This window comes from Mesobacillus sp. LC4 (genome assembly GCF_053543455.1).
Window position 1 is genome coordinate 1,001,056 of sequence record NZ_JBGCUB010000001.1, and the last position, 21,648, is coordinate 1,022,703.

Sequence of the window (21,648 nt, forward strand, 5' to 3'; positions counted from 1 at the left end):
AGGTGAAATCTCAATGATTTCACCTTTTTACATAAATCAGCTTATCTTTCTTTTCTGTGACTTTCCCTATTATAGCCGAATGGTCAAGTCCTTTGTTTTTCAATGCTTCCACGTATCTTTCAGCTTCACTTTCAGGAAGCGAAACGAGAAGACCGCCAGAAGTGATCGCATCACACAGCACTAGCTGCTCTTCATTTGAGATATCTTCATAGTGCACATCATCTTCCAGCCACTTATGGTTGGATTTTGATCCCCCAGGAACGATTCCTTTTGCAGCCAAATCATATGTACCATCTAAAACAGGTACTTTTGATAGTGAGATTTCAAAGCTCACATTGCTGCCTCGTGCAATTTCACTGCCATGGCCTAGCAAACCGAATCCAGTGACATCTGTAACAGCATGCGGTGTAAATTCCTTGAGCGCATCTGCCGCAGATTTATTCAATAGTGCCATTGTGTCGGTTACCGCCTGTTCTTGCTCCGCAGTGACTGCACTGCGCTTGATTCCTGTAGTCATGATGCCAACACCAATCGGTTTTGAAAGCACAAGCAAATCGCCCGGTTCTGCACCGACATTTTTCCAGATGGCTCCAGGATGGGCCAAACCTGTTACGGATAAACCGAATTTTGGTTCCTGATCATCGATGGAATGGCCGCCAATCGTTACTGCACCTGCTTCTTTTACCTTGTCGCCGGCACCTCTCAATATCTCAGCAAGCATATCCGGACCAAGCTTTTTGACAGGATATCCTACTATATTAAGAACTGTTTTAGGTTCACCGCCCATTGCATAAACATCACTCAGTGCATTTGCTGCCGCAATTTGCCCAAACATATACGGGTCATCCACAATCGGGGTGAAATAATCTATCGTTTGGATCAGGGCGATATCATCAGTCAGTTTATATACACCTGCATCATCGGATGTTTCGTGTCCAACTAGCAATTCAGGAACAGGTTCCTGCTCTGGCAATAGACGCAAAACTTGCGTCAAGTCCTCAGGACTGATTTTGCATCCTCAGCCAGCCTTTGTTGATAAAGAAGTCAAACGGATTTTTTCATGTTCACTCAACCTGATCACCTCCACAAAAAAGTATACTCTTTCTTTTTCTTAAAATCATCCTTAAGATACTATTATTTGCACTAGAGTGGGCTTTACACTAAAATGACAGTAAATACATATAGCTAGACGTACAAGGGGGATTTTCAATGGAAAAATATCAAGTAGCTGTTCAATTCTGCATGATGTGAAACTATGCACCAAAAGCCGCGAGTTTCGCGGAGGAACTTTTCACGCATTTCCGCAGCCAAATAGAAAAGATGGAGCTGATTCCAGCTTCAAAAGGAGCTTTCGAAGTCACGATAAATGGCAAGACAATATACTCGAAACTGGATACAGGTGTTTTTCCAGATACAGACGAAATAATCAATCAAATGGAAGCAATGAATTAATGCCTGGCAATTTGCCAGGCTTTTTTCATATCCATTAAGTTCACCGTTTTGAAAAAACTTTTAATTGGGCAATAATGATATAATTATGAATGCAATACGGTTGTGGGGGAGATAGACTTTGAAACAATTTTTAAGACAGCTTCCTGCTGTCCACGAATTACAAAAAGATAAAAGGTTCCTCGATTTAATCGAGAAGCATGAGACAGATACAGAACATTTCACACTCATCATAAAAGAGGTGTTAAATGATATAAGGAAAGATATTGTTAACGGAAAATGGACCGGTCCTGAACCTGGTACCTCACTGTTTATAGACAAGTTTTTCGAATTGCTTGATTCAGCAGCAGCAGAGCGATTCGACTTTACTTTGAAAAGGGTCATCAACGCTACTGGCACTATTTTACATACGAACCTTGGCAGGGCACGTCTGAGTGAAAATGCAATAAGTCATGTAATGGATACCGCGAGGAATTATTCTAATCTAGAGTATAAACTAAACGAAGGAGAACGCGGATCCCGTCATAGCCATGTTGAAACGCTCGTAAAGGAAGTGACTGGTGCTGAAGCTGCGATGGTTGTCAATAACAATGCTGCAGCGGTTTATTTAATCATGAGTGCACTAGCAAGAACTAAGGAGGTCATCGTTTCACGCGGCCAGCTTGTAGAAATAGGAGGGTCATTCCGGATCTCTTCCATCATGGAAGAGAGCGGCGCTCATTTAGTGGAAGTGGGAACAACCAATAAAACGCATTTATATGACTATGAAAATGCGATTAACGACAATACTGGAATGATCATGAAGGTCCATACAAGCAACTTTAAAATTTATGGATTTTCGAAAACTGTTGAAACTGAGGAACTGGCCCAACTTTCAAATAAGCATGACCAGGTTGTTTTTTACGAGGATCTCGGAAGCGGTGTCCTGTACGATTTTTCCCGCCATGGAATCGGAGACGAACCAGTTGTGGGTGATGTTTTGAAGATGGGGGCAGATATCGTTTCATTCAGCGGAGATAAGCTCCTTGGTGGACCACAGGCAGGTATAATCGCTGGCAAGAAATCACTCATAGATCAGCTGAAAAAGCACCAGCTTGCCAGGGTGGTACGAGTAGATAAAATGACACTTGCCGCGTTAGAGGGTACTTTAATGGATTATCTTAAAGGAGAACAAGGGTTGCTCAATATCCCGACAATAAGGGACTTGCTTGTTCCTCTGGATGAACTGAAAGACAGAAGTGACCGTTTTGTCCGTGAAATTAATGCTTTGAATAATGGCATAATAGCGGTTGTGGCTGAAGGAACAAGTCAGGTGGGCGGCGGGACAATGCCTGATGTCCATCTACCTACATTATTAGTCACCATTAGAAATCCGGATATCAGTGCTGAATATATTGCCAGAAAGCTCCGCACTGAACATTCACCAGCAATCGTCGTCCGTATACAAAAGGAAGAGATCCATATCGATCTTCGGACAGTCACTGCAGAAGAAGAAAGTATACTTCTAAATGCAATCAAAACCATATAAAAAGTAGGGACTGCCTTTTCAGGTGCAGTCCTTACTTTTTTTAGAGTGGGAATAATTCTTTTCTGGCTATAGATATTCCAATTACCTATTTTACATATCGTGGTGCGAATTATGTTTCTGGCGAGTGTGATTGCGATTTTTGACTTTCTTCGAACCGCTTAATGGAGCAGGCTGGCTGTCTTGGTCGCCTTTAGGAGCATTTTTGCGCATATCCTTGGAATCATTTTTGTTCATTGCTCATCCCTCCTGATTTTAGGATTGGATTTTTCACCGAATTTATACTGAATAAATTATATTTAACTGAGCAATTTAACGGTATAGATTTATTACACCAGGAGGAAAACACAATGCCTTATAATAAAGATAAACAGCAAGCTTTTCAGGCAGCACAGCAAGGATTCGAAGACGCGCAAGGTCTTTACTCGGAAATAGTCCGGGACTCAGCAAGCTATGGACATCAACTGAAGCATCTAAAAAATGAAGTGAATGAAGCATTCCAGCAAATCGAAAATGCTCTCGAAAATGCATCTGAGCATCAACGGTCACAGCTTGAAAGGTTCCAGCAGGACTTACGCAGCATCGTAAATGAAGTGAACATGGAATAACAGGAAAAAGCGGAAGGGGAGCCTTCCGCTTTTGTTCTTATTATTGGTTCTTTTTTCGCTTCTTATTATTTTGCTTTTCGATTTCAGTCATAGGTTCATTTGCCATTTCTTCGTTATAGCCTGCGCCATTGCCCTGGGCTTTTGCGGCATTCGCTCCAGGAATGACATGATTTGCTTTTCTTTTTACCAAATGATTCACCTCCATCTGCCATATTTTTTCCCATAAACCACTGAGCAATCCAGCTTTTTCATTTTACTGAAATAGTTTTTGTCCAAAGAGGATATAAAATGAAAAGAATTCCTCCATTGATAAATTCCCATTAAGATTGTTTTCATCATATTTATGATTTTTATAATAAGAAAAACTTATTAACCACAATAACTTTCTTGTTATTTACTTATACACAAGGTTATATTAATATGAAATTGTGAGAAAAGTTAGGATGGAATACAAGATTCAAACTTTTCGACAATTACTTTTATTTAGTTTATGATGTTTACGTAGAAGAAGGGGGTAAACATATGTCAAACCAAGATATTTTTAACGCCCGCAGTTCATTTGAAGTTGACGGGAAACGCTATCATTACTATAGCCTGGCAGCATTAGAAAAGGCTGGAATCGGCAATGTATCAAAACTGCCTTACTCAGTGAAGGTTTTGCTTGAATCCGTGCTTCGCCAGCATGATGGCTTTGTAATCACAAAAGAGCATGTTGAAAACCTAGCAAAATGGGGAACTAGCGAAGTGAAAGAAGTGGATGTGCCTTTCAAGCCTTCACGTGTCATTCTTCAAGACTTCACTGGTGTACCTGCAGTCGTAGACCTTGCTTCACTTAGAAAAGCAATGGCTGACATGGGTGGAGACCCAGATAAAATCAATCCTGAAAAGCCGGTTGATCTAGTCATTGACCACTCTGTACAGGTTGATAAATACGGAACTCCAGACGCACTTAATGTGAACATGGAACTTGAATTCGAACGTAATGCTGAACGTTACCAGTTCTTGAGCTGGGCACAGAAAGCTTTCGATAACTACCGTGCTGTTCCGCCAGCAACAGGTATCGTTCACCAGGTTAACCTTGAATACCTTGCAAACGTTGTCCACGCTGTTGAAAATGCAGATGGTGAGTTCGAAACTTTCCCTGATTCTTTGGTAGGTACTGACTCTCATACGACAATGATCAACGGTATCGGCGTTCTTGGATGGGGCGTTGGCGGTATCGAAGCAGAAGCTGGAATGCTTGGCCAGCCTTCATACTTCCCAGTACCGGAAGTAGTTGGTGTTAAATTGGTAGGAGATATGCCAAACGGCGCGACTGCAACTGACCTTGCACTTAAAGTGACTCAGGTTCTTCGCAGCAAAGGCGTTGTTGGCAAATTCGTCGAGTTCTTCGGACCTGGCGTTGTTACGCTTCCACTTGCTGACCGTGCTACTGTTGCCAACATGGCACCAGAATACGGCGCTACTTGCGGATTCTTCCCAGTTGATGGTGAAGCGCTAGATTATATGCGTTTAACTGGCCGCTCAGAAGATCACATTAAAGTGGTTGAGGCTTACTGCAAGGAAAACGGTTTATTCTTCGATCCTGCATTAGAGCCAGTTTATACTGATGTTGTAGAAATCAACCTTTCAGAAATCGAAGCTAACCTTTCTGGTCCTAAGCGTCCGCAGGATTTGATTCCACTTTCTGCAATGCAGAAATCCTTCAAGGATGCATTGACTGCTCCTGCAGGTAACCAGGGATTCGGCCTTGATAAGAAAGAAATCAATAAAGAAGCAGTTGTTGAGTTCGCTAATGGCGATAAAACTACTATGAAAACTGGTGCTATCGCAATCGCAGCGATCACTAGCTGTACAAATACATCTAACCCATACGTACTAGTAGGGGCAGGACTTGTTGCCAAGAAAGCTGTTGAGCTTGGAATGGAAGTTCCTAAGTTCGTTAAGACTTCGTTGGCACCTGGTTCAAAGGTTGTAACTGGATACCTTCGTGATTCAGAATTGCTTCCTTACCTTGAAACTCTTGGTTTCAACCTAGTTGGTTATGGATGTACAACATGTATCGGTAACTCAGGTCCATTAAAGCCTGAAATTGAAAAGTCTGTTGCTGAAAGCGATCTTCTAGTTACTTCTGTCCTTTCCGGTAACCGTAACTTCGAAGGACGTATCCATCCGCTTGTAAAAGCAAACTACCTGGCTTCACCGCCGTTAGTTGTTGCTTATGCACTTGCTGGTACTGTGGACATCGATCTTCAGAATGACCCAATCGGAAAAGATAAAGATGGCAATGATGTATTCTTCAAGGATATCTGGCCGTCAACTGCAGAAGTGAACGAAGTCGTTCACCGCGTTGTAACACCTGAACTATTCCGCAGAGAATACGAAACTGTATTCACTGACAACGAAAAGTGGAATGAGATCCAAACAAACAGCGATCCGCTTTACACTTTCGATGAGGATTCAACTTATATTGCAAACCCTCCATTCTTCGAAGGTTTGACTCCAGAAGCTGGGGAAGTTGCTCCATTGAACAACTTGCGTATTGTCGGCAAGTTCGGTGACTCTGTAACAACTGACCATATTTCACCTGCAGGTGCGATCGGAAAAGATACACCAGCTGGAAAATACTTGCGTGAAAAGGGTGTAGAGCCACGCGACTTCAACTCTTACGGTTCACGCCGCGGAAACCACGATGTCATGATGCGCGGTACATTCGCGAACATCCGCATCCGCAACCAAATCGCTCCTGGCACAGAAGGCGGATTCACTACTTACTGGCCAACGAACGAAGTTATGTCCATCTTTGATGCTTGCATGAAGTACAAAGAGCAGGGCACAGGCCTAATGGTTATCGCAGGAAAAGATTACGGTATGGGATCATCCCGTGACTGGGCTGCAAAAGGTACAAACCTATTGGGAATCAAGACTGTTATCGCTGAAAGCTTCGAGCGTATCCACCGTTCAAACCTTGTATTGATGGGCGTTCTGCCTCTTCAATTCAAAGCTGGTGAAAACGCAGAAACGCTTGGCCTGACAGGAAGAGAATCATTCGATGTCCAGATTGATGAGAAAGTTCGCCCACGCGACATCATCACTGTTACTGCAACTGATGAAGATGGAAACAAGAAAACTTTCGAAGCTCTTGTACGTTTCGATTCAGAAGTAGAAATCGACTACTACCGTCACGGCGGCATCCTGCAAATGGTTCTTCGTGATAAGTTAAAGGCATAAATAATTGAATTGGACCCCCTGGCCGTTATGCGGACCAGGGGGTTTTTAATTTTGCAAGTAAAAGCTTCAAGGTGAACGGTACTCTTATAAGGGAAAAAGTGCTTGCATAAGGGTAAGATACTGGGAGAACGGTACCCTTATACGGGAGGAAGGTCATGCATAAGGGTAAGATACTGGGAGAACGGTACCCTTATGCGGGAGGAAAGACATGCATGAGGGTAAGATACTGGGAGAACGGCACCCTTATGCGGGAGGAAGGGCATGCATAAGGGTAAGATACTGGGAGAACGGTACCCTTATGGGGGAGGAAAGGCCTCCATGAATCTCTATCAATTCTTATAGTCTTCGCATATTAGCCTTGTTCACTCTCTCAGATCACGAGTCTTACAAAATCCGTGAAAACTTCTTATGAATCGACAACTTCTCCTATTGATATTTGCTCCCAAAGAGGTATGTTTAAGGTAGATGGAACATAAGGAGTGATTTCTATGGGCCTTGTATCAATTGTAGCAAGAGAAGATTTTATTTCATTGGTTACTGATTTTGGGATTCATCAGGTGATCGATGATATGAGGTTTAAAGAGTTAATACCGGATACTGCCTTCATTGCTTTTTCAGGTGATGAAGAATATACCTTGATGGCCGCCAGTGCTGCTGAAACTCTTATTAAGCAAGGATTCAGTCTTAAAGAGCTGGCAGAGTCAATCCAATCCTCAATCAATCATTCCATGCTAATAAAAAATGGACGACCCTTTGAAGCCGTGGTGGCTGGGTACTCACAAAATGGCGAGGCACAGTATCATATCATATCCAATGCTAAGGCTCTAGAATCCTATTATCCGCGTGCTGGTGAGAGTCTCTACTATGTAAATGGTCATGAACCGATGCTCGTGCTTGAGAGATCCCTGAAGATGTATGGAATGGGTACGGCTGATCAGGCACTAGCTGCACAAATCCATTTATTCCAGGAAGCTGCTAAGTTCATTCCGAATGTGAATAATCAAGCTGAGTCCTATATCCTCAAAAAAGCAAATTAAAACAGCCTTGGTGTCCAAGGCTGTTTTTCATTATTATAAGGCATATTGCAAAACAAAATTCCCAAGGAACAGCAATGCGATCATATAAAGGGCAGGCTGGATTTCCCTGCCTTTACCCATTAGAAGTTTCAATAGTGGATAAAGAATGAAGCCAATTGCCATGCCATCGGCGATGCTGTAGGTTAATGGGATCAACACAATAATTAAAAGTGCAGGGAAGCTTTCCAGAAGATCATCAAGCTTTATGTTCGTGATATTCTGAAGCATCAATATTCCTATCAAAATTAAGACCGGTGAAACCGCACTTTCTGGCACTACTTTAATCACAGGAATCAATACGATGGATGCAAGGAACAAGACACCAGTAATTATACTCGTCAATCCTGTTCGGCCTCCAGCCGCTATCCCTGCAGCACTCTCTACGGAAGATACTGTCGGACTAGTGCCGAAAATCCCCGCTGTAGCTACAGAAATCGAATTAGCCTGGAGGGATTTCTTGAACTTTTGAGGTTGTTTCAGCATTTTAGTATGACCATGGATCAGTCCGATGTTCTCGAATATGACGACCATGGCAAGCGAAAAGGCTGTCAGCCAGAATACGAAATTACCCGCCTGGGCAAATGACATTTGGCCAAAAACCGAAGTGTATTCACCAAATGAAGGCATGCTCCAAGAAACTCCGCCGCTTTTAAAATCCCCAAAGAATAATGAAAGGACAGATGTGAAAACAATACTCAATAATAGATTACCTGGAATATTTTTCATGAACAAAATCACCGTGACAATTAATCCAATCAATGTGATCAGTGCAGTGGAGCTGCTTAAGTCACCTATTTCCAGCAAGGTGTGCTCTGAACTTGCAATGATTCCGCTATTATCAAAACCGATCAAAATCAATAGTATTCCAATGCCGACTGTAATGGCCTCTTTCAAAGAGTCCGGGATGGAGGCGACAATGGTCTTAGCCAGCGGAGTGAAGGCTAAAAGCATGAATAGAATACCCGAAACGAAAACCATGGCAAGTGCCTCTTGCCAAGAAAAACCGCCGGATTGCACGATTGTATAAGTAAACATCGCGTTTAAGCCCATACCCGGAATCACTAGAATTGGAGTATTACTCCAGAATCCCATAAGCAAACATCCTGCGAACACGGTGAGGATCGTAGCGATGATCCCGGCTTCTAATGGTATTCCTGCTGCTGCTAATATAGTTGCGTTGACAATGATAATGTATACAACAGTTATATAGGAGATAAGACCTGCAGATAGCTCTCTACCGAACGTTGTATCATGTCCCTTTAAATCAAATAATTTATCCATTTTTTCTCCTCTCTCTTTTATAGATAAATTTTTCCGTTTTGAAACGAATGAAAATATCGTAACATAGACTTTATCTATATATAAAATATATAATTTATATCAAAACTATATCTTTTTTAAATAGAAGGAGTTTCTGATGGATATTAGACAAATGAAGTATTTCATCGCAATAGCAGAGGAGAGGAATATAACAGCAGCAGCCCATAGGCTTCATATGTCACAACCACCCTTAAGCCTTCAATTGAAACAAATGGAGGAAGAACTAGGGGTAATGCTTGTTGAGCGGCATGGAAAAAAGCTTGAATTGACGGATAAGGGCGAACTGTTATACAGGCATGCACTGAATATTGTCCATGCATTCGAAGAAGTGAAGAATGAACTCCAAGAGACGGATGAAGGCAGGAAGGGGAATTTATCCATTGGAATCAATACACTTTCTGTACCGGAATTTCCTGAATGGCTGGAAGCATTTCATGCATCCTATCCGCTTGTTTATTTGCGAATCGTCCAGAATGATTCCGCGTACCTTGCTGAACTTGTGAAAAATCGGACAATTGAACTTGGTCTTGTCAGGCTGCCACTGGCTAATCAGGATTTGAATTACCTGCATTTATATAATGAATCCTTCATTTTTGTTTGCAGGCAAAATGAGAAAGAAAAGATTTCAATGGAAGAAATCAGTCATGTCCCATTAATTCTTCCTTCGACAGAAGGGCTGGGAAGCTATAGTATCATACACGAGGCTTTTACTAAAGCCCAGCTTCCGCTTAAAGTCATTAGCGAATGCTCGGACATGAATGTATTGATGCAATTGGTCTCATCGGGAATTGGTTCAACTATAGTACCTGAATCAGTTTTTCAATCATATGGACACCCAAATCTCTTCGCACGGGAAATAACTGATGCTGGTTTGAGATCTTCTGTAGGGTTAATCTGGTTAAAGCAACATCACCTCTCCAGACCTGCAAGGAATTTTATTGATTTAGTAAAATTGAGGCTTGGGATCAATGATACTGGTCATGAATAGAAAGGTAATATTCTTCCAATAATAACTGCAAATTCTAAAAAGAAAGGAAGGTGTCCTGCTTTGAATATTTTTGAAGTCATGAAGGATGCTTTCAGCCCTTTTATGGACGGCGATAAAAAGCCATTGCACGTTGGAGGTAATGAATTTATGGTTTTATCTCCATGGCACGGAACAAACCCTTAGATATGACCAGCACGCATATAATTTAGCCCAGGATCCAGAACTAAAAGAAAAAATCGTGGATATAATCAATAATGTACACAGGCCAATGATTGATGAATTGACAAAGTTTTTCAAGGATGAAGGAATCCCTCTCCCTGATGTAGGAGCAGAAAAGGTTGTTGGTGAATACCAGGCACTTCCTGAAGGAGCAAGAATGAACGATGAAGAGATTGCCAATCTGATCGCCTACAATCTAGTGGTCGGAATTACATCTGCTACAAGAGGAATCACCGAATCTGTCAGGTCGGATGTTGGCTATTTATTTGCAAAGTACCATATGATGAAAATCACCTTTTCTTTGACACTAAAAACACTTATGCAAGAAAAGGGCTGGCTCAGAGTACCACCTTACTATATTACCGGAAAGAAGTAAAAACAGCGCCTAATAGCGCTGTTTTTAAATATTTTTCAACTCATTGTTTGCTAAGGTTTCAAGAAGTGTCTTTTCACGGTCCCGGGCTATTCCTGCTTTCCAAGTATAATTAGCTTCCTCCATTGATTGTATCCAACCGTGTACCTCTCGAATGGTCTCTTCGATTGGTCGAAAGGTAAGGCCGGATTGGAGGGCTTTGTCAATATTAATATGGAAGGCTCCTTTCCATGGTTCTCGATGCTCAGGCCCTAACGGTGTATTTTCCGGAATCCAAAGAGGCATTTCTGTCCAGGGTACAACATTATTTTCAAGAAGAAATTTTTCACCTGCCCAGTTAAATTCCGCGTCACTGCCTGTAGATTCCCTGATTTTAGTGAAAAGATCCAGCAACGGCATTGGTTTTCCTGTCACGTTGTAAGTGCCGGCATTTTTTTCCTCCATCATTTTTAAAATCCATTTCGACATGTCCTTCACATCAATTAATTGAATGTACGAGGTTTGCGGATTTCCAGGAGCAAGCACTTGGCCTCCTTCAGAAATACGATTAACCCAATACGGCAGCCTGTCAGTATAGTCATTTTCTCCAACCAATTGTCCGGCGCGAATGTTTAAAACCCTTCCTGGCATGTTCCTTTCAGCTTCTTGTTCTGACAATGTTTTAAACTGTGCGTAATATTGTAATAAGTCGCCATTTGGATCCTTTGTGAGTTCATCTGCTTTTTCCTTCGGCATTGATTGAACTGGATAATCCTCTTTGATTTCTTTTGGAATCCAGTCCTTGTAAACCGAAATACTAGATACAAAGGCATAGAAATCTGTTTGCATTTTTAGAATTGATGTTAGGTTCCTAACAGAACTTGGTATTAGACCTGAAGTATCCAAAATGGCATCCCACTTACGTCCTTTTAGGTTTTCTAGATTGCCATTCCTATCGCCAATCAACACCTCAACATTTTGCAACACTTCATTATTATTTCCTCGATTAAATACTGAGATTTCATGGCCTTTTTTTTGCGATTCCTCCACAAATGCCCTGCCAAGAAATCGGCTTCCGCCAATTACTAGAATTTTCATAATCAAGCCCCCAGTCTATCCGAATGATTTCTGATCAATCTTATTGCGTGTTTATACGATAACATATTAATAGATAATTTAGAAAATTTAATATTAGACAAAATTTTTTCTTAGGTCGATTTTTATTTGCTGTAAAGAAGAAAATTGTTAAAATGATATTTAGTTTCAGAATTGTCTTAAAAGGCAGAAGGAGGACCCATTTTGGAAGAAACATTTTTACAATCCGTTAAGTATGACGGTGAAAAGCTCTATATATTAGATCAAACAAAACTTCCCCACGTTACAGAATTCCTGGAAATCACCAATATAGATGATGTATGGGATGCTATTAAACAGCTTAAAGTAAGGGGGGCTCCGGCAATAGGCATTGCCGCTGCTTACGGTCTGGTGCTAGGTATTATTGATGCCCCCGAGAAGGATTTTGAGACATTTTATACGTATTTCAAAAAGCAAGCGGATTACCTGGCTACATCTAGGCCGACTGCAGTCAATCTTTTCTGGGCACTCAAAAGGATGGACACTCGAGCAAAGGTTGAAAATAGAAAGCCGGTAAAGGAAATTAAAGAGCTATTGGAAGTAGAAGCTCATTTGATTCGCCAGGAGGATGAAAATGTATGCAGTTCCATTGGTGAGCATGCATTGACTTTATTTAAAGATGGGATGACTGTATTGACTCATTGCAACGCCGGTGGAATAGCTACAGCAAAATACGGAACAGCGCTGGCTCCAATCTATTTGGCCAAGGAACGGGGAATGGATATCAAGGTATTTGCTGATGAGACGCGTCCTCTGCTCCAGGGAGCGCGACTGACAGCCTGGGAACTGATGCAGGCTGGAATCGATGTTACCCTTATCACTGACAGCATGGCAGCAATGGTGATGCAACAGGGAAAGGTACAAGCGGTCATCGTAGGTTGCGATCGAGTGGCTGCCAACGGGGATGTAGCTAATAAAATTGGTACCTATGGTGTTGCTTTACTTGCCGAAGCGCATAATATCCCATTTTATGTAGCTGCGCCACTATCGACAATTGACCTAGAAACGAAGACTGGCGAAGAAATACCGATTGAGGAACGAGCGGCAGAGGAAATCACTGCAGGCTTCGGAAAATCGACAGCCCCTGAAGGCGTTAAGGTTTTTAACCCAGCATTTGATGTAACGCCTCATCATTTAATCACAGCAATCATAACTGAAAAAGGAATCATGCGTGGAAATTACAGCGAAGAACTGCCGCGCTTATTTGAAAAATAGCAAGCAGTATGCCAGGGATGCACTCCCTGGCATTTTTTAGCTGCGCTTTTAATGTCGGCATAAGAACGGAATGAGAGGTGGGATACAAATGCTGGAGCTACCTAAATTTTAATCGATGATGAACCAAGATTCGCACCGATCGATTAGTGTCAGGGCAACTTTCTAATAAAATTCACATAATCCTCAAATATTCTCACATTTCCACTTTCATTATCTTTGTATACTTGGGATATCCTACTTGTAAACAAATCAAAGGGGGGGTTCCTATGGTCAAAAAAGCGATTGGAGCAGGTATACTGGCTGGTTTAGTGTTATTTGCGATTTTTCAGCAATTTAACACGGCGGATGAACCACTTGCAATTGAAGCATCTAATGCAACGACTGGCATCGGTGCCGGGATGGTAGCACCGAACTTCACATTGAAAAACCTTGCTGGAGAAGAGGTCAGCCTAAAAGACTACAGAGGTAATAAAGTGATGGTGAACTTTTGGGCCACATGGTGTCCGCCCTGCAAAGAGGAAATGCCGGCAATGGAGAGGTTTTATAAGGAGAATTCAAAGGAAGTGGAAATTCTGGCAGTCAATCTGGATCCTCAAAACAATGTAAAGGGATTTGTCGAGGAGAATGGATTAACCTTCCCTATTTTACTTGATAAAGAAGGAAGGACGCAGCAAACCTATTCAGTCATATCCATTCCTACTACATTGATTATTGATGAACAGGGCTTGATTATAAAAAAGCAAATTGGTTCGCTGACATTCGAGCAAATACAGGAACTTTTGAAGTAAATTCCCACACCAGTTTGACTACTGGTGTATTTTTATGGAAAAAATTGCTTGTAAGAACTATAGATTTATCGGGTAAGAGTAAAATACGATTAAATTTTCAAAAAGTTGTAATAATTGCAACCGATTCCGGACATAATAACTGTTACAATGATGACAAAGGATGGTGAACACGATGAGAAAACCAAGAAAGCGTTCTTTTCAAGAGCTTGTAATGGAAAATAAACGCCAACTTCTAAATGACCGTGATGCACTCGAGAAAATAGAGGCCAAGTTAGAACAAAAACACTTAGGCAAAGCTGAGTAAATATCATACATTACCATTTATGAATACCTCTTCTTTAGGAGAAACTTATTCTAGAGGAGGGATATACATGAGCAATCCTAAAAAGGACAGTAAGCATCATGTTCCAAGCCATCTTGGAACACAGCCACGTGGATTCAGTGGCAATAAAGGCAAGAAAATGAACGACAAATCGGGTGAACATGCCCAGGTCATGCAAACTAAAGGTGAATAGTTGAATGAATGCGCCTGCCATATAAATGGCGGGCTTTATTTTTCCCGTGAAAAGATATCCACTGTTTTCCGCTAATAATCGATATGAGTAGTTGCATACTATTGATGTACTTTTTAAAAGGAGGTACATGACAATGGCACAAAATACACCAAAGCCAGACGATCGAAGCGATAATGTGGAGAAGCTGCAATCCATGATCCATCATACGATTGAGAACATGGAAGATGCTGAAGCTGCAATGGTCAATTCTAGTCCTGAAGACCAGCAAAGAATTAAGGAAAAAAATGAACGCCGCCGCGAGAGCATTGATGCTTTTAGGGCAGAAATCAAGGATGAAGCGCATAACCAGCAGTAAAGCGGAGAAGACTCGTCGTCAGGCGAGTCTTTTTCCGTTTGGTCAAAATTGTGATAATATACGGATTGTGAACAAAGTTTATATAGTTTCATGACGAATGTTTCATTTTCAAACTTTAAGATAAAGAAGTGATTAGAATGGACCAGCAAAAAAAACAAATTCTTGTGGATGAACAAATCAAGCTGTGGGAAGAAGAGATACATACAAAAGGCTTTATTCAGGAGGAAGCAAGCTTAATCACGGCAATCAGGAGCCTGACTTTAAGTGAAGACAATCAAAGGCTGTCGAAAGCACTGACTCTTGCTGCACAATCTCGAGCACAACGAAACGGGTATGATTCACTCGTTCTTGAGTGGTTAAGGGCCGCGATAGATCGTGATTCCAAAAACAGAAAAGCAAAATCCCTGCTCGCCCGGAATCAGTGGAAAAACAAAGGAAATCTATTTGACCAGCTCGTATATCCCCGAATCAGGGAAACAGATAATCGTGCCTTGAAGAAGAAAACAGCTGAGCAGTATATCGATATCTCGCAGCAGTTCCTTTCTCATGCCGAAGAAGAGCTTGATGATTTAGTAGGACAGAATTTTAACAAAGAAACTGACGCGGAATCGAAGTTCAGCAGGCTAACTGAATTGCTTGAAAAGGCTATAGAAGAAACAGCAGCTCTTTTGAAAGCAACAGAGCTATATGAAGAGTCAGTCACGGGTGTTTTTCATACAGCCATCCATTATGAAGAAATGCAGAAAAGACTGCAATCTCTTGAGGAAATAAGGCTGCTTTGGGAACATGAATTTCAAGAGGATGTTGATAGTGAAAGACAGGCTGAAAGCGATCCTCTGGCTGAACTAAATAAATTGGTGGGTCTCGAGTCGGTTAAAGAGAGAGTAAATGATTTTTACCGCTTTCTCAAGTATCAGCAAAAACGGAAAGAACTTGGCCTGCAAACTAAGGATGATCAAAGCTTGAATATGGTCCTGACCGGGAATCCGGGAACAGGGAAAACTTCGTTAGCTCGGTTGCTTGCAAAAATCTATCATCAGCTAGGAGTACTTCCACGGGAAGAAATAATCGAGGCAGACCGTTCCCAGCTTGTCGGAGCTTATGTCGGGCAAACAGAAGAAAATGTCAGGAAGGTCGTTGAGCAAGCGCTTGGCGGGGTTTTATTCATTGATGAGGCATACAGCCTGAAACGTGAAGGACAGACTGGAAATGACTATGGTCAAACTGCAATCGATACCCTGGTATCACTAATGACTGGGAAAGAGTACGGGGGGAAATTTGCCGTTATACTTGCTGGGTACCCAGAAGAAATGCGACAATTTCTTGATGCAAATCCAGGTTTAAGATCTCGTTTTCCTCAATCGAATTTGTTCCATCTTCCGGATTACTCAAATGATGAACTGTTGCGAATTGCTGAGCAGGCGGCACAGGATAACGATTATGCAATGACAGAAGGAGCAAAGCTGGAGCTCAAAGATCGCATTGAAAACGAAAGAGTAGATGATACCTTCGGAAATGCAAGGACAGTTCGGAATCTCGTGTTGGAGGCCATTTTCAAAAAGGGATCCAGACAGACAGGACAAGATGACTTTTCCACATATACATTGTTGGAAAAAGAAGATTTTGAATCTCCATCGAATCCATCAGCGGAAAGACCGCTAGACAGGCTGAACTCACTAGTTGGATTGGACACTGTAAAATCAGAAGTCACATCCTTAATCTCATTTGTCAGGATGCAGCAGCTGCGAAAGAATAATGGACTGCCGGCTGTGCCGATACAGCTTCACTCTGTTTTCACCGGCAATCCGGGCACAGGAAAAACCACGGTAGCAAAGATTTACGCAGAACTGCTGAAAGAATGTGGAATGCTGAAGCGTGGCCATCTAATCGTCAGCAGCAGGGCAGATTTTGTTGCTGGCTATGTCGGTCAAACAGCCATCAAGACAAAGAAAAAAATTCGTGAGGCTCTAGGAGGCGTATTATTCATCGATGAAGCTTACTCATTGCTAGGTCAAAGCTCTGGTGATTTTGGCAAGGAAGTTATTGATACGATTGTCGATGAAATGACACGGCATAATGAAAATCTAGTCGTGATCCTTGCTGGCTATCCTGCGGAGATGGATTTGCTGCTAGAAAGCAATCCTGGTCTCAGATCAAGATTCAAGAAGTTTTTCCACTTTCCGGACTATAGTGTGAGTGATTTATTGCTAATCATCAAGAACTATGCTGGTAAATATCAATATAAGATTAGCGAAGATGTGGAATCGTTTCTGTCGGTGAAACTTTCAGAAGTCGATATAAAAGGGAACGGGCGATTTGCTACGAATTTAGTGGATGAAGCAGTTCAATCCCAGGCATATCGTTTGATTGACCGAGAGTTTTTTGAGGATTTCGATGAAGATGTTTTATACTTAGACGAGCAGGACTTTGAAGCAGCTCTAAAAAAGATTAGTGGATAATACTTATTTATAAAAATAACCTAATAACACGAACAATAAAGGGGAATACAAATGATCATTTCTACAAGGGAGATTGAGGTACGATATGCGGAAACAGACCAGATGGGTGTTGTCTATCACGCAAATTATCTGGTGTGGATGGAGCTGGGCAGAACACAATTGATCAAAGAGCTTGGCTTTAATTATGCAGAAATGGAGAAGGACGGAATCATTTCGCCTGTACTCGATATTCAAGCTTCCTATAAAAAGCCATTGAGATATGGGGATACTGCAACGATCAAAACTTGGGTTGAGGAATATGATGGCATTCGCTCTGTCTATAAATATGAGATATTCAATGGTAGCGGGGAGCTTGCTTTAACAGGCAGTTCAAAACATGTCTGTGTGAAGAAGGATAGCTTCCGGCCTATTTCTTTAAAAAGGAGCTTTCCTGACTGGCATGAAGCTTATCTTCAAGCTATGAAAAAGCCTGAAGATGAAAAGGAGCAGGTCTGATTGGCTTTCGGAATAAAACGTCATGAGCTGGATGAATGGAAAGCTAAAATCGAAAGAGGAGAGCTCGCCTTCCTGACTCATTACTGGATTGATGATCGCTTCCCAGACTGCTCAACAGTGACGAAGGTAGGCTGCAGTGACCTCGAAAAGCTAACCCAGTGGGGGCGGAAATATGGTTTGCGGCCGGAGTGGATTGACAAAAGGAAGACCCATTATCCTCATTTCGATCTTTTAGGAACGAAGCAGGCTGAAATTTTAAAACAGGAAGGTATTGAGAACCGACTTATAGTAACTAAAAAATAAGGCAGGCGCTTTCGCGTCTGCCTTACTTCTTTTCGAATTTAAAATCGGGTTCCTGCCCAACTGGGTGAAGTTCAACGAGCATATCATGGCCATCAAAATACCAAATATCTTTTTCTTCGATATAATAAGTGACACCATTCTTTTCTGTTTTTACACCAATATGATCAGGTTCTTCTTTCGATACACCTAATGAAAAACCTTTCTGAATGGAACTGAAGCCCCCGTACCGGACAAAAAATCTCAAATAGCTTCCGGATGAAAGGTCCATTTCATTTTCATACCATGCTGCAGCATCATCATTAATTGTAATTATCATATTGTTCTCCTTTCAAACCAGGTAGCCCGATTATAACATAAGCAATGCCTGGTCTTCATGGACCAGGCATTCACATTTCATTATTGGCTGTTTTCACATTGCTTATTCGTGTTGACATATACAGTATTCCCGCGGGGGTTAAGTATAGATGCGAGTTTTCGAGCTGGTATTCTTATTGAATCAATATTCGTAAGAAAACTACTTAATAAACTGTGTCATATGCTCCATGATTTCGTTATATTTACTTTCTGCTCCAGCGAGGCCAAATTGGCCGGCTTCTTGCAAAGGAACAACACGGTAATTGCTTTGTCTGCTGCTTGAGACAAATGTCGGTAAGAATTCCGGGTTTTGCAGCACGATTTTATCGCCTTCCGGTGTGATGGTTTTCGTTATTTCAATCGTGGCAAGACCGCCGATATCCTTATAGTCCCACATTTGGCCAGACAGGAAATTACCAAGGGAATAGACGACAAAAGCCTTTCTTCCGTCCGCTGCAGTCAGCCACTCCATAGGCTGCAAAACATGCGGATGATGGCCAAAGATGATGTCTACACCTTCATCGACCAGAAACTGGGCAAGTTCTTTTTGATCAATAGTAGGGAAGCGTTGATACTCATTCCCCCAATGGATACTCATTACAACAATATCTGATTCATTCCGGGCGCGGTGAATCTCGGCTTTCATCGCTTCCCGATCAATCAGGTTCACGAGATGGTCCTTGCCGATTGGAACTGGGATTCCGTTAGTTCCATAGGTGTAGGATAAATAGGAAACCCTGACCCCATTTTTATTCAAGATCCGCAATTCTTGTTTGTCAGCATCATCCTTGAACGAACCAACGTAAGGGAGGCCGGATGCTTCCATATTACTTAACGATGCGAGGACACCCTTTTCCGAGCGGTCAAGAGAATGATTATTTGCATTTGATACAATATCCACTCCGGCATCTATCAATGCGTCACCAACTTCAACAGGACTATTGAACATTGGATAGCTTGATAACCCAATTTCCTCTCCGCCAAGAAGAGTTTCCTGGTTCGCCAGTAAAAGATCAGGTTGCAATAAGTACTCTCTGACATGACTGAGCATTGGTTTGAAATCGTAGCCGGGACTCAAAAATGCATCTTCATAAACCGTATCGTGGATCAGGATATCACCAATTGCTCCGATTTTCACTGTTTCCACAAAACTCTTACCGGTCACATCATAGCTTCTCTCGAGATGTGACTTTTGAGATTTCATTTTAATGCTTGGTTCTTTTGCTTGTGCTTCATTGTACATCTGCAAAGTTAATACGGATGCCAAGATGCCTAAGCCTGCAAACAAGGCAAGACCAAAAGGTTTTTTCTTCTTTTTTCTCATGTTAATCTCCCCAGATTAGAATGAGGCATATTTATTTTTAAGCCTCTAAAGATAATATATTATAAGAATGGTGTTAAATGTATAAATTTCATTATGATTTTCATTATTTTGTCATAATTCGATAATTTTCATTAAAATTGTAGATTAAAGCAGAAACTTTGAAAGGGTGAGAGGCATTGTTCAAAATTACCGAGAGCGCACATAAGATTTTGCGTCAGGCAATCAAGAATGAATGCAAGGAAGAGGAAATACTTTACGTCCGGTTGACGATGGGGATCGGTTGAGGTGGCCCGCAGCTTCGAGTTGCTCTGGAGGAGCAGCCGTTAAAGAATGATCAAATTCATACATTCGATGAAGTGCCTATCCTGATCCATGAAGGTGATTCCGTTTATTTCAATGATACAAAACTAGATTATATAAAAGATGTTTTGGGCAGGGGGCAGTTCAAATTGTTAAAAATGTAATACGATATGTAAAAAAATGCGGTCCTTTAATGGACCGCATTTTTTTACTGGTGATTTGTAACTATATTCTTTCCAGAATGTTTAAAATCCAGATCAGACGAATCATATATCACCAATCCGTGTTTTCCAGGAAATCCAATAATTCATCCATATTTTTAATTTTGATTGGCGAAGGGTCATTTCTTTCATTGTCAGGAATATCAGTTAGAAATTCTACAATAAAATCATCTGGCGACGTTACATCAGCGGTTGTGGTTGTATAAACCCAATTCACGGCCTGCTTGATAACTTCTTCCATTACAATCCGCCTTCTTCCCTTAGTTATTACCTACATTTTACCAGTCACGGCAGATGGTTAATGGCTTTCAATATGACAATTTTTCGACGATTTCTGTTGAGGATTAAACGGCAGGAAGCGCGAATTTGAATAATGTTTTATTGTGTTCAATGGCAACACTCATTTGGCCGCCGTGACTTTCGATTATTTGCTTGCTGATCGCCAACCCTATCCCGGTTCCTTCTGCTTTTGTAGTATAAAAGGGTGTGAAAATCTTGTTAAGAGAGAATTCATCAATTCCGCTGCCATTATCTATTACACTTACTGAAACGTATTCCTCAAGTTTGCTTACAACCAATGTGATTTCAGGTCTCGTATCAGGATTTCCTTCCACTGCCTCAAATGCATTTTTCAACAAATTCACCAACACTTGTTTAATTCCATTTTCATCAGCCCATACATAAAGCTCGTCTTCGGGAAAGGTTCCTTTGAATTGGATATCCTTTAAAATCGATTCGCTCGAAAATAGCTTGAGTATACTTTCTGCTAACTTATTCATGGATAGCTTCCTTTTCTCAGGGGAGCTTGGTTTCAAAACAGAAAGAAATTCAGTGAGTAAGGTGTTGGCACGATTAATTTCATCTAAAGCCACATCAGCGAATTCCTTCTTCCCGTCAGCTTGAAGTTCCGGTTTAAGCAACTGGATAAAACCCTTGATTGTTGTCAGGGGATTCCTTATCTCATGAGCTAATCCGGCTGCCAAATGGCTGGCTGAAGCTGCTTGAAACTTACTTGTGGCAGTTTGGATAGCCTGATGAAGGTGCATTAAAGTTTGCTGTTTATCAACTATTTCCTGCTCCAGTTCCATGCTTTTACTTTCAAGCTCTGCTTGTTTGTGTTTTAAATCATCCATTGTCAACTCAGCCCTTTTCATTTGAAGTTCATGAATCAAGAAAGTTTTATCGTTTGGATACGTACTTGGAGAGACTGACTGTTTCATTTCTCTACTGAATTGAAAGGTTTTAAGGCGTTTTACTGCTTTCATTTATATCCCTTCTTTTTTCGAATTGTTTGGGCATGGTTAAATTAAATAACTCCTCAGGAATTGACATACATATAAACTAGCAGCCTGAATTCGATTTCTTTCGAATGTATATGACATATATATATAAATTATAACAGCAAAACCATTTATTT

Annotated in this window: 23 protein-coding genes and 1 pseudogene; 15 read left to right on the forward strand and 9 right to left on the reverse strand. The window is 41.3% G+C overall.

Features of this window, described 5'->3' with window-relative positions; translation table 11 throughout:
• Nucleotides 1-19 precede the first annotated feature (19 nt).
• Nucleotides 20-1,072: a selenide, water dikinase SelD gene (gene selD / locus AB5I83_RS05185; RefSeq protein ID WP_448973358.1), complete on the reverse strand. Its 1,053-nt coding sequence runs from the start codon at nucleotides 1,070-1,072 to the stop codon at nucleotides 20-22.
• A gap of 191 nt (nucleotides 1,073-1,263) precedes the next feature.
• Here selD and AB5I83_RS05190 point away from each other — a divergent pair.
• Nucleotides 1,264-1,452, forward strand: a pseudogene (locus AB5I83_RS05190) (Rdx family protein); the annotation flags it as partial.
• A gap of 118 nt (nucleotides 1,453-1,570) precedes the next feature.
• Nucleotides 1,571-2,977 carry an L-seryl-tRNA(Sec) selenium transferase gene (gene selA / locus AB5I83_RS05195; RefSeq protein WP_448973360.1) on the forward strand — a complete coding sequence of 469 codons (1,407 nt, stop codon included), beginning with the start codon at nucleotides 1,571-1,573 and terminating at the stop codon, nucleotides 2,975-2,977.
• A gap of 90 nt (nucleotides 2,978-3,067) precedes the next feature.
• Here selA and AB5I83_RS05200 read toward each other — a convergent pair whose 3' ends face one another.
• Nucleotides 3,068-3,211, reverse strand: coding sequence for a small acid-soluble spore protein P (locus AB5I83_RS05200; RefSeq protein WP_023614207.1), 144 nt, complete (start codon nucleotides 3,209-3,211; stop codon nucleotides 3,068-3,070).
• A gap of 113 nt (nucleotides 3,212-3,324) precedes the next feature.
• Between AB5I83_RS05200 and AB5I83_RS05205 the strand changes: the two genes are divergently transcribed.
• Nucleotides 3,325-3,582, forward strand: a complete 258-nt coding sequence (locus AB5I83_RS05205) for a hypothetical protein (RefSeq protein ID WP_167830859.1) — start codon at nucleotides 3,325-3,327, stop codon at nucleotides 3,580-3,582.
• Nucleotides 3,583-3,622: 40 nt separating this feature from the next.
• Here AB5I83_RS05205 and sspO read toward each other — a convergent pair whose 3' ends face one another.
• Nucleotides 3,623-3,772: a small acid-soluble spore protein O gene (sspO, locus tag AB5I83_RS05210; protein ID WP_167830858.1), complete on the reverse strand. Its 150-nt coding sequence runs from the start codon at nucleotides 3,770-3,772 to the stop codon at nucleotides 3,623-3,625.
• 332 nt (nucleotides 3,773-4,104) lie between these two features.
• Between sspO and acnA the strand changes: the two genes are divergently transcribed.
• Nucleotides 4,105-6,813: an aconitate hydratase AcnA gene (gene acnA / locus AB5I83_RS05215; protein WP_448973363.1), complete on the forward strand. Its 2,709-nt coding sequence runs from the start codon at nucleotides 4,105-4,107 to the stop codon at nucleotides 6,811-6,813.
• 488 nt (nucleotides 6,814-7,301) lie between these two features.
• On the forward strand, nucleotides 7,302-7,850 hold the full coding sequence (locus AB5I83_RS05220; RefSeq protein ID WP_448973365.1) for a hypothetical protein: 549 nt from the start codon (nucleotides 7,302-7,304) through the stop codon (nucleotides 7,848-7,850).
• 33 nt (nucleotides 7,851-7,883) lie between these two features.
• Here the strand turns inward: AB5I83_RS05220 and AB5I83_RS05225 are convergent, their stop codons facing one another.
• Nucleotides 7,884-9,170 carry an NCS2 family permease gene (locus AB5I83_RS05225; protein ID WP_448973366.1) on the reverse strand — a complete coding sequence of 429 codons (1,287 nt, stop codon included), beginning with the start codon at nucleotides 9,168-9,170 and terminating at the stop codon, nucleotides 7,884-7,886.
• A gap of 136 nt (nucleotides 9,171-9,306) precedes the next feature.
• Here AB5I83_RS05225 and AB5I83_RS05230 point away from each other — a divergent pair, with 136 nt between their 5' ends.
• Nucleotides 9,307-10,197 carry a LysR family transcriptional regulator gene (locus tag AB5I83_RS05230; RefSeq protein ID WP_448973368.1) on the forward strand — a complete coding sequence of 297 codons (891 nt, stop codon included), beginning with the start codon at nucleotides 9,307-9,309 and terminating at the stop codon, nucleotides 10,195-10,197.
• Nucleotides 10,198-10,336: 139 nt separating this feature from the next.
• Nucleotides 10,337-10,792, forward strand: coding sequence for a DUF3231 family protein (locus tag AB5I83_RS05235; RefSeq protein WP_448973369.1), 456 nt, complete (start codon nucleotides 10,337-10,339; stop codon nucleotides 10,790-10,792).
• Nucleotides 10,793-10,816: 24 nt separating this feature from the next.
• Here the strand turns inward: AB5I83_RS05235 and AB5I83_RS05240 are convergent, their stop codons facing one another.
• The gene (locus AB5I83_RS05240) at nucleotides 10,817-11,866 is read right to left on the reverse strand and encodes an NAD-dependent epimerase/dehydratase family protein (protein WP_448973928.1); all 1,050 of its coding nucleotides are present in this window, start codon (nucleotides 11,864-11,866) and stop codon (nucleotides 10,817-10,819) included.
• A gap of 201 nt (nucleotides 11,867-12,067) precedes the next feature.
• Here AB5I83_RS05240 and mtnA point away from each other — a divergent pair, with 201 nt between their 5' ends.
• The 8 genes from mtnA (at nucleotide 12,068) to AB5I83_RS05280 (ending at nucleotide 18,032) form a co-directional block, all read left to right on the forward strand.
• Entirely contained in the window at nucleotides 12,068-13,117 is a 1,050-nt protein-coding gene (mtnA, locus tag AB5I83_RS05245) for an S-methyl-5-thioribose-1-phosphate isomerase (protein WP_448973371.1), read from the forward strand.
• A 266-nt stretch (nucleotides 13,118-13,383) separates the two neighbouring features.
• The gene (locus tag AB5I83_RS05250; RefSeq protein ID WP_448973373.1) at nucleotides 13,384-13,905 is read left to right on the forward strand and encodes a peroxiredoxin family protein; all 522 of its coding nucleotides are present in this window, start codon (nucleotides 13,384-13,386) and stop codon (nucleotides 13,903-13,905) included.
• A 172-nt stretch (nucleotides 13,906-14,077) separates the two neighbouring features.
• A complete protein-coding gene (locus tag AB5I83_RS05255) occupies nucleotides 14,078-14,209 on the forward strand; it encodes an FbpB family small basic protein (protein WP_144480839.1) in 132 nt (43 codons plus the stop codon).
• 67 nt (nucleotides 14,210-14,276) lie between these two features.
• Nucleotides 14,277-14,420, forward strand: a complete 144-nt coding sequence (locus AB5I83_RS05260) for an acid-soluble spore protein N (protein ID WP_448973375.1) — start codon at nucleotides 14,277-14,279, stop codon at nucleotides 14,418-14,420.
• A gap of 133 nt (nucleotides 14,421-14,553) precedes the next feature.
• Complete coding sequence (tlp, locus tag AB5I83_RS05265; RefSeq protein ID WP_167830849.1) at nucleotides 14,554-14,775, forward strand: small acid-soluble spore protein Tlp; 222 nt, start codon at nucleotides 14,554-14,556, stop codon at nucleotides 14,773-14,775.
• Between the two features lie 137 nt (nucleotides 14,776-14,912).
• The gene (locus AB5I83_RS05270; protein ID WP_448973377.1) at nucleotides 14,913-17,234 is read left to right on the forward strand and encodes an AAA family ATPase; all 2,322 of its coding nucleotides are present in this window, start codon (nucleotides 14,913-14,915) and stop codon (nucleotides 17,232-17,234) included.
• A 51-nt stretch (nucleotides 17,235-17,285) separates the two neighbouring features.
• Nucleotides 17,286-17,729 carry an acyl-CoA thioesterase gene (locus AB5I83_RS05275; protein WP_448973379.1) on the forward strand — a complete coding sequence of 148 codons (444 nt, stop codon included), beginning with the start codon at nucleotides 17,286-17,288 and terminating at the stop codon, nucleotides 17,727-17,729.
• The gene (locus AB5I83_RS05280) at nucleotides 17,730-18,032 is read left to right on the forward strand and encodes a hypothetical protein (RefSeq protein ID WP_448973381.1); all 303 of its coding nucleotides are present in this window, start codon (nucleotides 17,730-17,732) and stop codon (nucleotides 18,030-18,032) included.
• A 22-nt stretch (nucleotides 18,033-18,054) separates the two neighbouring features.
• Here the strand turns inward: AB5I83_RS05280 and AB5I83_RS05285 are convergent, their stop codons facing one another.
• From AB5I83_RS05285 to AB5I83_RS05300, 4 genes are all read right to left on the reverse strand, one after another.
• Complete coding sequence (locus tag AB5I83_RS05285) at nucleotides 18,055-18,348, reverse strand: HesB/YadR/YfhF family protein (RefSeq protein WP_448973383.1); 294 nt, start codon at nucleotides 18,346-18,348, stop codon at nucleotides 18,055-18,057.
• 198 nt (nucleotides 18,349-18,546) lie between these two features.
• Nucleotides 18,547-19,710, reverse strand: a complete 1,164-nt coding sequence (locus AB5I83_RS05290; protein ID WP_448973385.1) for a CapA family protein — start codon at nucleotides 19,708-19,710, stop codon at nucleotides 18,547-18,549.
• 573 nt (nucleotides 19,711-20,283) lie between these two features.
• A complete protein-coding gene (locus AB5I83_RS05295; RefSeq protein WP_448973387.1) occupies nucleotides 20,284-20,472 on the reverse strand; it encodes a hypothetical protein in 189 nt (62 codons plus the stop codon).
• 103 nt (nucleotides 20,473-20,575) lie between these two features.
• Nucleotides 20,576-21,496 (reverse strand): two-component system sensor histidine kinase NtrB, encoded by a 921-nt coding sequence (locus tag AB5I83_RS05300; protein WP_448973388.1) that lies wholly within the window; start codon nucleotides 21,494-21,496, stop codon nucleotides 20,576-20,578.
• Between the last annotated feature and the right edge of the window lie 152 nt (nucleotides 21,497-21,648).